Genomic DNA, 13,530 nt, shown 5'->3' with positions numbered 1-13,530 from the left:
ACTCCATCCATTTTTTCTTTTCATATGTAATTTTGGCTCATCGGTCATCAAACCTTTAGAGTATTCAAATATTGAGAAATATTCGGTTCACCGTGCATCATACATCTTAAAGTTAGGACTTTTTGATGAGAGAATATGTGAAATAATGCTGGTCTTACTATAACTTTGATCTCCACAAGATCCCCATCATCGGAATGAAGATTCAGCGATACGTTGAAACCAGCTGTGGAGATCGTGTAATTATTTATGGATGCGACTATCAAAAGGAGCTTATCCATCGCCGGCCTTGTTATATTCTTCATAATGAACCATCCTCCCTCTTTGATCAATATTCCCCCATCTGAATAATGAGCACTGTAGCACGATTTGAAGTGTGACTCAAATATTCTGAGCCTATTATCCTCCTGTACGATGAATAGATCCTTCACTGGTGTTCTTTCTAAACTGTGTATAAAGCTCACGGTGAAGGTTTCTCCCGGAGATACTGGAATGGAGAGGATGAGCCTCCCCTTTGAAAGGTTCCTCACTTCCAACATTCGAACTGGATAAGCTAGGTAGGAGGTTAGAAGGAGTAGAAGGATCAGGGTAAGATATATGGAGAGGTTCTTCTTCCAACCCATCCACCCTTTAATGGTAAGCCGAGTCTAAAAACTTTATCACATAGGTGATTTACGGATTCTCCGAGCTATTCGTTAAAAGATAAACTAGGGCCAGAAAATAAAATTTAATAGTAATTCTTCGGTAGAAGAACTAAAGGTTGGTATGAGGCTCTTTCTGATAGGTTTCGGGGTCGTAAATCAAAACTTCATAAGACTCATCAAGGTTAGGCAGAAGGACCTCATCAAAGGTTTTGGGATCAATCCTAGGGTTGTGGCCGTAGCCGATCGGGGTGGTGTAGCTGTAAATCCTCAAGGGCTCGACCTCGATCAATTACTCATATATAAGGCTGAGAAGGGGAGTGTTGGGTTTATTCCCGAGTATGGGCGTTTGGGCTTATCACCTTTAGATATAATAGAGGATGTGGAGGCTGATGTAGTAATAGAAGCCACGCCCACGAATATCAAGGATGGGGAGCCAGCCCTCTCACATATCATAAAGGCTATTAGAATGGGCATGCATGTGATTTCGACGAATAAGGGGCCCTTCGCCCTGGCATTCCCGATCATCCATGAATTGGCTGAGCACAATGGTGTTCAATTAAGATTTAGCGGCACAGTCGGTGGTGGTACACCTATTCTCCAATTCGCAAAGAAGTGTTTGAGAGGGGATGAAATAATTTCTATAAGAGGGGTATTGAATGGTACGACGAATTATATTCTCACGAGGATGGAAGAGGGCTATCCATTCGATCAGGCGTTGAAGGAAGCCCAGAGGCTCGGCATCGCAGAAACCGATCCTAGCCTAGATATCGATGGTATCGACTCTGCGGCGAAGTTGGTGATTTTAGCGAATTGGGTGATGAAGAGAAGGGTGACTTTAAAGGATGTGCTAATAAAAGGATTGAGAGAAGTGAATCGTGAAGATCTGATCACATTATTAAAGCAAGGTAAAACGATTAGGTTGATCGCATCGGCGAATGATAAAATCGAGGTGTCTCCGACTCAAATTTCGTTGGACGATCCTTTAAATATCAAAGGTACATTAAATGCGGTAACTTTTAGCTCGAAGTACGCTGGGGATGAAACGATCATCGGCAGGGGCGCAGGAGGTTTAGAGACTGCAAGTGCGGTACTTCGTGACCTGATCGATATAAAGTTTAGTCTGATTGGGAACGAGTATTCATAAATTTAATTCATAAATATTAACGATTCTACCATAAAGTTTTTAAATTGGATGGATTATCCATCCAATTGATGAAGATGGTTCGAATTAAATCGGGTGTAACCCCGGTCATAGCCACCGCATTATTGCTCGTGATATCGATCGCTATACTTGCCATACTCGCTTATACGGCTACGGGTTTGGTAACTGTGCCTAAAAGGTCACCACAAGCGATCTTTGAGGTAGATATTAGCAAGACGGGTTCGATGGGTTATGGTTATATACACATTAGACAAAAGGCGGGAGATGCTGTGAAGTCTAGTGATTTAAAATTCATCTTTGATGTGAAGGGTGTGAGAAGTATAATCATGCCTAATGCAAACTATATGTTCGTTGCATATGGGGATATAGATATCTCTATCACTCATTCAACAGGTCCAGCTAAGATTACAATCAACTGTGTATATGAGAAGGGAGGTAAAAGAATCCCGATGCCCAATATTCTAATAAGGTTGTACAATATCACTGGTAATAAACTCCTCAAAGAAGGGTATACAAACACCGAAGGAATGTTAACATGGTCTCTCTCTATGCGTAGTGGCACAGAGTATAATGTGACCTTAGTCTCCATCGATGCGAATGGTAAGTTAGCAAATAATAAAATGGTAAAGGGAACGAATCATGAGTTCACATTCAACAGTAGTACACCAAATATCAAAGTAGATATTGTCATAAAATCGGGCGATTGGGGCTATTACTATGGTGTACCGTGGAAGTTCGTCCCTGGTCAGATGCCCAGTGCCAATCCATCATTTTGGTTTGGGAACTTCACATACACTCCAGGGACTGTGAGTGCAGGCAATGGTTTATCCGATTGGGGTGTGACATATTTGTGGGACGATGTGCATACGATGATTCGTAATTGGGATGATTTGGAGCGTGGCGATACTGTAGAGGTCATTGCCATTTATCTACCGACCAATCAGGTAATCTGGCAGAGTATGGTCGAGGTGAAGTAAGGTGAAGGGCAATAAAAAGGGCATCTCGATACTGCTCTCTGCGAGCATTCTAGTAGCCTTGACCTTAGTGATTGGCGTAGCCCTTTTAGCACTCATCGGTTCTGTACCAACTATAGAAAAACCGATTCAATTCTTGATGAATGGCAAAGTTTCGAACAACCAGATCATATTAACCCATATAGGTGGAGATTCGGTGAATCTAGGAAGTATAGTGATAAAGACATACATACCCGCGGGTATATACGCTGGAGCGGTCTACGAGATTCCTATAAGTGATCTACAAAGTTATGCGAAGATAAATGGTGGAGCGGTCTACGAATCGTGGAGCTGGAAGAGCTGGGGTGTTGGTGACACACTCACTATACCAATAGATAGATCGTTCGCACGATCACCCTTCGGTCTGATGGCACCGAAACCCGGTGAAAAGTTCGTGGTCGAAGTATACTATAGAGGTCAGGTCATAAGCAGTTGCACCATAACTATGAATTGATAACCCTTCTCATTCTTTGTCATCATGTTGGCGAAGATTAAAAGGCTCTTCTCTAGAAGACCACGTGTAGAAAGACACATAGGAAGGGATGGAGCACCTCACGAAGAAGTCTTGAGGAATATCGCGAGAGAGGTCGAGAATGAGATTAAAGATCTGAAAGGGTTGGTCGAATGGTACTGGGTCGATAGACCATGGGCCGCCGTGGCTATTACGAAGGATGTTGAGAGCGGTAATGTATGCTATCAGATTGTAAGCCCACGTTTAACCACTCTTGAATATACGATTTTAAATAAAGTCCATTACAAACTGATCGATAGGCTCAGCCTCATAGATGGGGATCCATCATCGATCTTCGATAGAGAAGCATCGAAGCTCATCCGCTTCTATTCGAATCTGAACAGCATCGGGGAAGCGAAGATCATCTACTATTTAAGGAGGAGGTGTTTAGGTTATGATAGCATCGATCCCATCTTCAAGGATCCCTTGGTAGAAGATATTTCATGTAATGGCCCCGATCTACCGATCTATGTCTACCATGTGGGCTACGGCTTCATCCCAACGAATATCTCATTCACCCGAAATTATCTGAATGATTTTGTTTCACATCTGGCGGAGGTCGCGGATAAACATATTTCGATAGGATTTCCCGTGATAGAGGCTACTCTACCCGATGGCTCTCGACTTACGGCATTCTGGATGAGAGAAGTGAGTGATAGAGGGAGCGGCTTCTCCATTCGTAGAGTTAAGATCGAACCTTTAACACCTTTCGATCTGGTGAGGCTGAATACGTTCAGCTCTAACGTCATGGCGTTGCTCTGGCTATGCGTAGAGTTCGGTGTGAATATGATGATCATAGGCGGGACGGCCTCTGGTAAAACGACGACCCTCAATGCGCTCTGCTCCTTCATACCGAAGAATAAGAGGGTGATCAGCATCGAGGATACGAGAGAGTTGATGCTCAACCATAAGAATTGGGTACCTTTGGTCACGAGGGAGGAGAAGAGGGTCGATGGTTCGAATATCAAACTCGATGCGATGTATTTGCTAAAGAGGGCCTTGAGGATGAGGCCCGAATACCTGATCGTAGGTGAGGTAAGGGGCGAAGAAGCACGCATACTATTTCAGGCGATGAATACTGGTCACATCGTATACTCGACGATGCATGCAGGTAATGCACATGAAGCCTTTACGAGGCTCTTCAACCCCCCAATCTTAGTCCCACCCGCTACTATACTCCCTCTCGATATCATCATCGTCCAATCCTTGGTCAAGCTTGGAGACCATACAGTAAGAAGGTGTACCTATATAGGAGAGGTAAGTTCTGTCGATGTAGAGAATAAGAGGGTTGAGCTTCACACCATAGCACAATGGCATCGAGATAAAGATGCTCTTATGCTATCATCCACACCAGATAGGGTATTTGGGAAGGTTAAGCATTTTATAGGTTGGAGTGACGATGAGATCGTGCGCAAGATCGAGGAGCGGAGGAGGATTATAGAAAGTGCCATAGCCGAAGGTGTTAGGAGTGAATTAAGATCAGTAGAGGCTGAAGATTAAGGCGGGGTTTTAATTGTACTTCACCCAGATAACTCAGAGGATCCTCAATCGAATAACTTCATCCAGTATATTGATGAGATCGATCGAGCGGTATGATGATCTATTGATAAAGGCGAGACTCCCGATATCTGGGTATGAATACTTGTGTAAGGCCCTCCTTTACTCACTTATTATGATGATATTCACAACCCTCACGTATCACTATACCCTTTCTTACCTTAGGATACCTTCGCCACTTCACCTCATAATCATCGTGCTGATGATTTTATCTGTACCAACATTCTTTGTAATAAAGCCATACTATACTATCGCATCGAGAAGGAGTAGAATAGATTCCAACCTACACCACACATGCGCCTTCCTCTACGCAGTAACGAAGGCGGGTATACAACCACTGGAAGCCTTCCAGCACCTTGTAGAGCGTAAGCACATATATGGGGCGATCGCCGAAGAGTTTGGAATAGCTGTTAGAAGGGTTAAGTATCTGGGCGAGAATCTCTACACCTCTCTACATTATGTAGCCTCTACAACGAGTTCAAAGAGGTTAAGAGAGTTTATAGAGGGTTTTATAGTAAAGACGAAACAGTCTCTAACGATCGAAGCATACTTTCAAAAGAAGTTCAGAGAATTCTTTGAGTTGGAGAAGGTGAGTAAAGAAGCTACCGTAAGGATGTTCGGCTTACTCGGCGAACTGACCATCGTCTTAATCGCTCTAACACCGAGTCTGATGTTGACGATTGGATTATCGCTCGGAATCGTTAACCCTAATGCTATCCATTGGTCTAACATCTACATGGTTATAGCTACACCTATACTCGCCTCAATACTCCTTATCCTCATAAGGATTTTTTGCCCTCTTGGTGAAGCGGTCTCGACGATTAAGTTTACTCTACAATCACCGGTGATCGAGAATATTCCACTGAAGGTTGGAGAGGGTATGAATGAAAGATCATTCGTAAAGAGGGACCGTCTATTTCTGTTAAAGTACGCATTTAAGAGGCCATTGCTACTATTCTTCATCTACCCGTGGATCATCCTTCTTATCGCATCCCTTATACTCACATCTGTAATAACCCTTCTTTACATCTCAAACTATAATCCTTACGCATTACTCACATACACGGTTGTGGGTGCGTGTATGATTGGAGCCATATTTCATGAAGTTCGATTCAGGTACGTAATGTCCATCGAGAAGAGGACGCCCGACTTTCTTAGAGGCTTGGCTGAGAGCATAAAGGGAGGGGGCTCTATTATAAATGCGATCGATGCGGTTCTCGAGAGTGGTCTCGGATTACTAGGGAAGGAGATCAAGGATATAAAGATGGCAAGGTTCGGCCTTTCTTTAAAACAGTCCTTACTCATCATCGAGTATAGAACGGCATCGTTGATCCTTAAGAAGGTATTGAGTTTGCTTGCGAAGGCTCTAGAGTCCACGAAGAATCTGAGAGATATTCTTCTGATGGTGGCCGAAGATGTGGAGAGTTATATAAAATTGAGAAGAGAGAGGGCTTTAAGTATGTTGGGATACGTGATTTCATCATACATATGCCTCGGAGTATACTTTTATATCTATTCGACGTTGAAGAACCAATTCATCACAACCCTCACATCGATAAGAGGCTTCACAATAAATGATGCGATCAGATGGGTGTTGATAGAGGGCTACTATGTGGCCCTCTTTCTCAGTATAACACTCGGTCTAATAGCTGGTGTAATGCTCGAAGGTAGCATCCTTTCGGGCTTAAAACATAGCTCGATGATGAGTCTAATCCTCATAATCTGGTTAGGTGCAAATCCATGAAGGCCCAATCGACGATAATCGCAGAGCTCCTAATACTCGCTATAACGGTGAGTCTTGCGATAGGCTTCGTAGTCGCTACCAATTCTTACTTCATATACTATGCCCAGATGAAGAAGCTCGCATCGATCTACACATTCTCTGTAAAGAATGAAAATTGGGTCAACTTTACGGTCATTCATTCTGGGGGCGATACCATCGATATCTTCGGCCATGTTTATGCTATATTTAAAAATGGTACATCGAAGCATTTGAGTGCATACATAGTGAGAGAAGGGATCCTTCTGATCGATGGGAGGTTTACATTAAGTATGTTCAAGTTCGGCGAGGCATTCAAGGTCTGTGTAAGATTAAATGGGATTGACGATGCAATGGTCCAGCTCATCATCTCCTCACAAGATTCTGTGATATTGAGGGTGTCCGAAGAGGTTTGAGCAATACACGGAGATCGAAGGGTATTTCTTTGATCATCTCAGCTTCAATCATACTCGCTACGATCGTAACTATCGTCACGATGTTCCAAGTATTTGTAGTTCCAGAGTTATTAAAGGAGAGGGCGTATAACCATTCACAGGAAGTTATGAGAAGCCTACAGGAGTTGTATACTAAAAGGAGTAGTGTTATTACATTATCGTACTTTGGCATTCCTCTCTTCGCACCCATTTCGTTCGATGGTACATTAAGATATAGCCCTAAGCCCGAATTGAGGATCGAAATCTTTAATATGACTGAAGATACTCTCATCGAAAGATGGCTCGATACTTCACACGTGGTTAATATTGAAAGGTTGGAGGAGATTTATCTACACTGCCAAACCGTCCAAAGTGGTATGATAACGAATATTACGATCGTCCGAGGGGGATCAAAACTCACGATTCACCTAACTTCTGAAGACTTTTACACTACCATATTGAATAGAACGACCCTTGCACCTACGAATTATATAATCCCCATGGTTCGACTTCGATTGGAAATAATACATGACTCGACCATCCAGATTTACAACTTTATGACGAATCAAGGAGAGTCGTTGATACTAAACCTCAAGGATTTAATCCATATCCCATCCCAATTCCTCACAAAATCTACATTATACTTCACTACGAACTCTCCGAAGCTCTACTTGAAATACTTCGAGCAGATACGTTTAGATAGGATCTACACGATCAGAGGTGCGATCATCTATCGGTCGAGCGGTTATTCACTATCGTATATGGCAACACCGTGGTCTTTAATCACATTCGATGAAAGGAACTCCTCCATCTCTACATCTCCACAGATATTCTGGATAAATGGTACATTGACCTTTACTTTACTCAATATGACGGGGATGAAGGGCTCGGTCGGTGGAGTAGGTAATGTGAAGATAAACCTCATCGAAGATGATACCATGACTATCACATCCAGCTTCTCCAAACTCAGTCTGAACTTTACACATACTTTCAAGATAAAGAATGCCCATATTCAGCTCATCGATATTCTTAAAACGAGCGCTCCACGAGGTATTAATATTAGTATTCAAGAGGGAGGCGGGTGGATCGCTGTAACGTTCGAGGGAGATGGTAACTTTAACTTTAAACTTATACTCAGCAATGTTAAGATCGCTCTACACTGATCGAAGATGGCCTTTTCGACCTTTATAAAGATTGATAAAGCTCTATGCGAAGCTCTCAATTAAAAATTTTTAACCTTCTTAACATCTATGAGGATTAAGGTGTAATCGATGGATTTAAAGGATAGGTTATTTTGGATCGCCAAAGAAGATGAAATCAAGAAGGCTGAGACTACAGATGTCTACTTTATTCATACTGTAAATGCACTTCGCAAAAGTGGTACCGATCCTCACGTTGTAATGGAGGTCTTTGCGAGGGAGTTGCCATACCAGGAGAATTGGGCCATCGCTACGGGGATCTATGAAGTTGCCAAACTTCTCGAAGGTCTTCCTGTGAATGTAATGGCCATGGATGAAGGAGAGGTATTCTTGGCATCTCGAGGATCGGCAGTATACGAACCGATACTGCAGATCGAGGGAAAGTATACCGATATAGCTATATTTGAAACTGTAATCCTCGGTCTGATCACCTCATCGACGAGTGTTTCGACGAAGGCCGCAAGGTTGAGGCTGATCGCTGGTGATAAACTATTATTCAGCTTTGGTACAAGGAGGGCACATCCAGCTCTAGCTCCGATGATCGAACGGGCCACCTATATTGCAGGCTTCGATGGTGTTTCCAATGTGCTGGGTGCTAGATTGATAGGTAGACGGCCGGTCGGTACGATGCCTCACGCCTTTATCCTATCATTCGAAGATCAGAGGGAAGCGTGGAAGGCCTTCGATCGAACACTCCCCGAAGATCTGCCCCGAATCGCCCTGATCGATACCCTATTCGATGAAAAGATAGAGGCAATTATGGCACTCGAAGCCCTAGGCAAAAGGTTGTACGGTGTCAGATTGGATACACCGAGGTCGAGGAGGGGTGACTTTAGAAAGATCATAGAGGAGGTTCGGTGGGAATTGAATATAAGGGGAGGTGAAAGTGTAAAGATATTCGCTTCTGGTGCGATCGATGAAGATACGATTATGAAGGTTCGTGACCTTGTAGATGGCTTCGGCATAGGCACTACCGTTAGCAATCCACCCGTGATAGACTTCAGCATGAAGATCGTACAAGTAGAGTTGGATGGGAAAGTTAGCTTTAGAGCGAAGCGTGGAGATCTGGGAGGAAAGAAACAGGTGTATAGAGATGAGGAGTCATTCGAGGATACGGTTACATTGGCCTTAAAACAACCCCCAGAGAAGGGGAAGCCATTACTCACACCACTTATCGAGAATGGTAAGATCGTACGTAACTTTAAGGGGATCGATGAGATTCGAAGTTCTGTATTATCAAAATTAAATAGGTTGAGGAGTGTGCAGCCGAGGTTAAAGTGGTCTTAATTTGGTATTAACATCTACTTAATTAACTAATTAACAAAATCAACAAAATCTTTATCTGGTTGAAAGTAATTTTAAGCCAAAGGACTTTAATATCTTTCAGTAAGTCCTTGGTCGATCGGTTTTGGCCGTTAAAAAATCCTCTGATCATCGAAGTCTGAAGATAAGATTCTCAGAGGATACGATTCGCTCCGCATCGAACGCCCTTGAGATACTATTCCCGAAGGGTAAGACAAGGACCGCGGCTACAATCTTCATTCAATGGCTCAATGAACGTGGTGGTCAGGCTACAAAGAGTGCCATCAGCCATTTTGCGAACCAACTGCAAGAAGGCAACTTTCAAGTAAATGGTATCCCTTTCAAGTACAGTCGGAGGAATTTCTATCTAACTATATTGAAGACATTGATCGATCTAGGCTTTATAAGTAGAAATGTTCCGGTATGGGATAGTAAAAGAAAGAGGACTTTGTACGTCTATTCACGGAATATCTTCGATATACCTCAGAAGCCACCCGCGATCGGTTTTTGGAGGAATGCGTACTACATCTGCAAAAAATGGAATGAGATGTTCATGAAATAAATTCTGAAGTTAACGATCTTACGATCCTTATCATAATCTTATCGTTAGAATGTGCAATATCAACTCTTAAAGTTAATCTATATAGGGTTTAGAAACATAGAGCCGTGATTAAGAATTAAATTCAAAATTACACTCTCACATCAACCTTTTAAATACCTAAAATACCTATTCTACATTTTCTACATCCATATTCAATCGAGAGATCTGCTTCAAACCGATGAATGGGGGTAATCCTCCACGAATCAATAGATCGTACACTCGCTCCGCCCTCTCACGCATCAACTTTATAAATGCGGGCCAAGTTACAACACTCACAGCCCTGAATTTCGAACCCTCTCTGATCGCTATTAAAACCCTGCCTCTTCTACAGAATCTTGATGCCCTTGCATCGACACTGATCTTTCCTACGTACGTAGCTCTGGCTTGAAAGCCCTTGGCTAAAGGGATCTTCGCACGGCTCAAGGCTACCACATATATAGCATCTTTAAACTTAGGATATACATACCAATACTTATCACCATCGATCGCATTTACCAAATCCATGACATCTCTTTGAGAGCAATTCGGGTACATCCTCATCAATCTTTCCAAAAATCTTCTACGGTTGTGCTTTCTCAAGGCTCTAAGCCCTCAAAGCCCTCGGAATATCTTTCATGTATCCTATGGTGTATTTAGCTTCTTCGCAATTATGATTACCACGCCACCCATCATTCGAGTACGAAGATCAACTTCATCAAATACCCTCTTCAGTAAAGATTCTAACATCTTATTGATCTGAAGGCTCTTATAAGTTAAATAAAGTGCAGAGTAGTATCTGCCCACACTACCGAGGAATAAAGATGCAAGGATAGGTGCGATGAACCTCCAGTATAGGCCGATAAAGACCCTAATTATATAGGTGTTCGGTTTGCCTAGGTCGACGATCAAGACCCTGCCGCCATCCTTTAAGATGCGGGAGATCTCACTTATAGTAGCGATCAAATCTTTAGCATCTCTAAGGGCAAATCCGCACGTTACGCTATCAAATGTACGATCTCTGAATGGCAAATATTCGAAGACGCCTTGAATGAATGATACATCATCTTCACCCGAAAACCTCCTCTTCGCCTCTTTCAACATCGATCTTAGAGCATCGTACATCACGATTCCATTCACATCGAAGTTCTGCTTCACGATTCTACTCATCGTACCGGGGCCGCAACCCAGATCGAGTAGTAAATCACCTTCCCGAATCGCTAATAACACACCTTCCTTCCGATAATGCATATCTCGGCCCAATGAGATTATAAAATTACCTTTATCGTAGATCGATACGAGCCTATCTAAAACATCGATCACTTCTCGCCATCTTTTATCGAGCCCTACCTTCAAATCTATGCACCAGATATTACTATATTACCATTCAAATATTACTTATCAAAGGTCTTCAAAATGTTTGGCAATTCATCGATCAGATCTGTCGCAGCTACATGAAGACCGAATTTCTCTACAACCCTCTCCTCAACTAAACCATTTACGAATGCTCCTATAACGGCTGCATCAAAGGGTGAATAACCACGCGCCATGAGCCCAACTACCAAACCTGAAAGTACGTTATCTGTACCGATTACACTTAACAATGGGCTCCTCCTACGATTCAAAGTAACCTTATCACCATTCGAAATGATATCTACAACCCCTTTCAATAGAATCGTTATACCATATTCAAGGGCCTTCTTCTTCACAACTTCGACCCTTTCATCGATCGAGTCGCCCAACTTAGCACCGAAGAGCCTTTCAAACTCGTCGGTGTGAAGAGTTACTATCGAAGGTTTATTGATGATCTCTTTAACAACATCATGTACCAAAGCTTCTCCATCGAGTAAAACCTTTACACCTTTCCACAGTAACTCACGTACCAGAATACACATGCCTGTAGCCTTCTGCCTACTCATACCAGATCCTAGGGCCAATGAATCTACCTTCGGTAACCACTTTAACAATCGGTTGGCACAACCTACTGTTAACTTTGCGTCAGGATAAGGTATAACGATGAAGTTTGGTGATAGTGCCCGTATTGCCAATGAAATTACCTGAGGGACTGCTATGTATACAAGATCGACACCACTTCGAAGGGCTGCTGAGGCAGTCAGAAAGGGCGCTCCGTGGTGAAATTTGCTCCCTCCGACTACACATACGATACCATTCTCACCCTTCCTCTGTGTAACTATCCTTGGCTTAAATATTCTCGAAATATCATCGATCGTAATCCAAGATCCCTCCAAGATCGACCCTCCCAATTCGTAATTGATTTATAAATAAAGACTTAAAAGTACAACTGAAAGATGCGGAAGATCTGCGAATCTCTACAAAAACTGCAATCCTTATTTCCTACCAATACACTTTAACTCGTTGATAAGATGGATCGTACATTAAAACCGGTAAGAGATATCTCACTAAAAGAACCATCTTCAGTTAGAAGTATAATAGATGAGATGAGCGAATGTGGGGGTTTTGTAGCGAGGCATTTTGCTGAAGGCGTAAATATACTGATGAATATGATGAATGACCCGATCTGTGTCAAATTCTTATCCTTCCCTGCAGCGATCGTGGCCACCGGTGTTAGAGGGGTATTGAAAGAAATGGTGAAGCGCAGAATGGTCGATGTTATAATAACCACTGCAGGTAGTATAGATCATGATCTAGCACGTTCCTGGGGAGATTACTATGAAGGTAGCTGGGACCTCGATGATGTGAAACTCCTTCGAAGGGGCTTTCATCGCCTCGGTAATATCCTTATTCCACGTGATAACTATGGGATACTGTTAGAGAAGAAGTTACAACCATTCTTTGAAGAGCTTTATAACAAAGGTATTAAAGAGATCTCATCGGTAAAACTTTGTGAACTCCTCGGTAGTTACGTGAATAACGAATCATCGATACTTTACTGGGCATACAAGAATAGAATCCCCGTAATAATACCCGGTCTGATGGATGGAGCCATAGGGAGTCAGATATGGCTCTTTTCACAAAGAAGGGATCTGCAAGTGAGTATCCTTAAGGATGAGCAGACCTTGGCAGATATCATCTTTTCAGCGAAAAGGTCTGGAGCACTCATCATAGGTGGAGGTATAAGTAAACATCATACGTTGTGGTGGAATCAATTCAAAGGTGGTTTGGATTATGTAGTAGAGATTACCACGGCGGTGGAGTACGATGGTAGTCTGAGCGGTGCACGTGTTAGAGAAGCGGTTTCGTGGGGTAAGGTAAAGCCTAGGGCGAATAGAGTTACGATCTATGGGGATGCCACCGTCCTTCTACCATTTATGATCGCAGCGATACTTCAAAGATAGAAAAGATAGAAAAGGTACATGAAAGATGTGGAGGGCGCCTTCGTATTCGTGAAGATTC

Annotated in this window: 14 protein-coding genes; 10 read left to right on the top strand and 4 right to left on the bottom strand. The window is 42.7% G+C overall.

Going from position 1 to position 13,530, the window contains the following annotated elements; genetic code table 11:
• Positions 1-47 precede the first annotated feature (47 nt).
• Complete coding sequence (locus tag NZ896_01100; protein ID MCS7116052.1) at positions 48-620, bottom strand: DUF1850 domain-containing protein; 573 nt, start codon at positions 618-620, stop codon at positions 48-50.
• 142 nt (positions 621-762) lie between these two features.
• Between NZ896_01100 and NZ896_01095 the strand changes: the two genes are divergently transcribed.
• From NZ896_01095 to NZ896_01055, 9 genes are all read left to right on the top strand, one after another.
• On the top strand, positions 763-1,785 hold the full coding sequence (locus NZ896_01095; protein ID MCS7116051.1) for a homoserine dehydrogenase: 1,023 nt from the start codon (positions 763-765) through the stop codon (positions 1,783-1,785).
• Between the two features lie 74 nt (positions 1,786-1,859).
• On the top strand, positions 1,860-2,780 hold the full coding sequence (locus NZ896_01090) for a type IV pilin N-terminal domain-containing protein (protein ID MCS7116050.1): 921 nt from the start codon (positions 1,860-1,862) through the stop codon (positions 2,778-2,780).
• 1 nt (position 2,781) lies between these two features.
• On the top strand, positions 2,782-3,270 hold the full coding sequence (locus NZ896_01085; GenBank protein ID MCS7116049.1) for a hypothetical protein: 489 nt from the start codon (positions 2,782-2,784) through the stop codon (positions 3,268-3,270).
• A gap of 27 nt (positions 3,271-3,297) precedes the next feature.
• Complete coding sequence (locus NZ896_01080; GenBank protein MCS7116048.1) at positions 3,298-4,827, top strand: type II/IV secretion system ATPase subunit; 1,530 nt, start codon at positions 3,298-3,300, stop codon at positions 4,825-4,827.
• 13 nt (positions 4,828-4,840) lie between these two features.
• Entirely contained in the window at positions 4,841-6,628 is a 1,788-nt protein-coding gene (locus tag NZ896_01075; GenBank protein MCS7116047.1) for a type II secretion system F family protein, read from the top strand.
• The gene (locus NZ896_01070) at positions 6,625-7,059 is read left to right on the top strand and encodes a hypothetical protein (GenBank protein MCS7116046.1); all 435 of its coding nucleotides are present in this window, start codon (positions 6,625-6,627) and stop codon (positions 7,057-7,059) included. The genes NZ896_01075 and NZ896_01070 overlap by 4 nt, the downstream gene beginning before the upstream one ends.
• Positions 7,056-8,240, top strand: coding sequence for a hypothetical protein (locus NZ896_01065; GenBank protein ID MCS7116045.1), 1,185 nt, complete (start codon positions 7,056-7,058; stop codon positions 8,238-8,240). The genes NZ896_01070 and NZ896_01065 overlap by 4 nt, the downstream gene beginning before the upstream one ends.
• Before the next feature lie 108 nt (positions 8,241-8,348).
• Positions 8,349-9,563 carry a nicotinate phosphoribosyltransferase gene (locus NZ896_01060; GenBank protein ID MCS7116044.1) on the top strand — a complete coding sequence of 405 codons (1,215 nt, stop codon included), beginning with the start codon at positions 8,349-8,351 and terminating at the stop codon, positions 9,561-9,563.
• A gap of 121 nt (positions 9,564-9,684) precedes the next feature.
• A complete protein-coding gene (locus tag NZ896_01055) occupies positions 9,685-10,140 on the top strand; it encodes a hypothetical protein (GenBank protein ID MCS7116043.1) in 456 nt (151 codons plus the stop codon).
• Positions 10,141-10,305: 165 nt separating this feature from the next.
• Here the strand turns inward: NZ896_01055 and NZ896_01050 are convergent, their stop codons facing one another.
• The 3 genes from NZ896_01050 to NZ896_01040 form a co-directional block, all read right to left on the bottom strand.
• Positions 10,306-10,713: a hypothetical protein gene (locus NZ896_01050; GenBank protein ID MCS7116042.1), complete on the bottom strand. Its 408-nt coding sequence runs from the start codon at positions 10,711-10,713 to the stop codon at positions 10,306-10,308.
• Between the two features lie 87 nt (positions 10,714-10,800).
• Positions 10,801-11,511, bottom strand: coding sequence for a class I SAM-dependent methyltransferase (locus tag NZ896_01045; protein ID MCS7116041.1), 711 nt, complete (start codon positions 11,509-11,511; stop codon positions 10,801-10,803).
• Positions 11,512-11,549: 38 nt separating this feature from the next.
• Positions 11,550-12,404 carry an NAD(P)H-hydrate dehydratase gene (locus NZ896_01040; protein ID MCS7116040.1) on the bottom strand — a complete coding sequence of 285 codons (855 nt, stop codon included), beginning with the start codon at positions 12,402-12,404 and terminating at the stop codon, positions 11,550-11,552.
• 135 nt (positions 12,405-12,539) lie between these two features.
• On the opposite strand from NZ896_01040, the gene NZ896_01035 reads away from it, so the two are divergent.
• Positions 12,540-13,472 (top strand): deoxyhypusine synthase, encoded by a 933-nt coding sequence (locus NZ896_01035; protein MCS7116039.1) that lies wholly within the window; start codon positions 12,540-12,542, stop codon positions 13,470-13,472.
• The last annotated feature ends 58 nt before the right edge of the window (positions 13,473-13,530 follow it).

The sequence above is a fragment of the Nitrososphaerales archaeon genome (assembly GCA_025058425.1).
In the GTDB taxonomy this organism is placed as follows: domain Archaea; phylum Thermoproteota; class Nitrososphaeria; order Nitrososphaerales; family JANXEG01; genus JANXEG01.
The sequence above is the reverse complement of the archived record's forward strand: the minus strand, read 5'-3'. Positions and strand labels throughout refer to the sequence as shown.

Bases quoted from the DNA above. Each gene is read 5' to 3' on its own strand.
- NZ896_01100 (MCS7116052.1), bottom strand. From the start codon at position 620: ATGGGTTGGAAGAAGAACCTCTCCATATATCTTACCCTGATCCTTCTA.
- NZ896_01095 (MCS7116051.1), top strand. From the start codon at position 763: ATGAGGCTCTTTCTGATAGGTTTCGGGGTCGTAAATCAAAACTTCATA.
- NZ896_01090 (MCS7116050.1), top strand. From the start codon at position 1,860: ATGGTTCGAATTAAATCGGGTGTAACCCCGGTCATAGCCACCGCATTA.
- NZ896_01070 (MCS7116046.1), top strand. From the start codon at position 6,625: ATGAAGGCCCAATCGACGATAATCGCAGAGCTCCTAATACTCGCTATA.
- NZ896_01060 (MCS7116044.1), top strand. From the start codon at position 8,349: ATGGATTTAAAGGATAGGTTATTTTGGATCGCCAAAGAAGATGAAATC.
- NZ896_01050 (MCS7116042.1), bottom strand. From the start codon at position 10,713: ATGTACCCGAATTGCTCTCAAAGAGATGTCATGGATTTGGTAAATGCG.
- NZ896_01035 (MCS7116039.1), top strand. From the start codon at position 12,540: ATGGATCGTACATTAAAACCGGTAAGAGATATCTCACTAAAAGAACCA.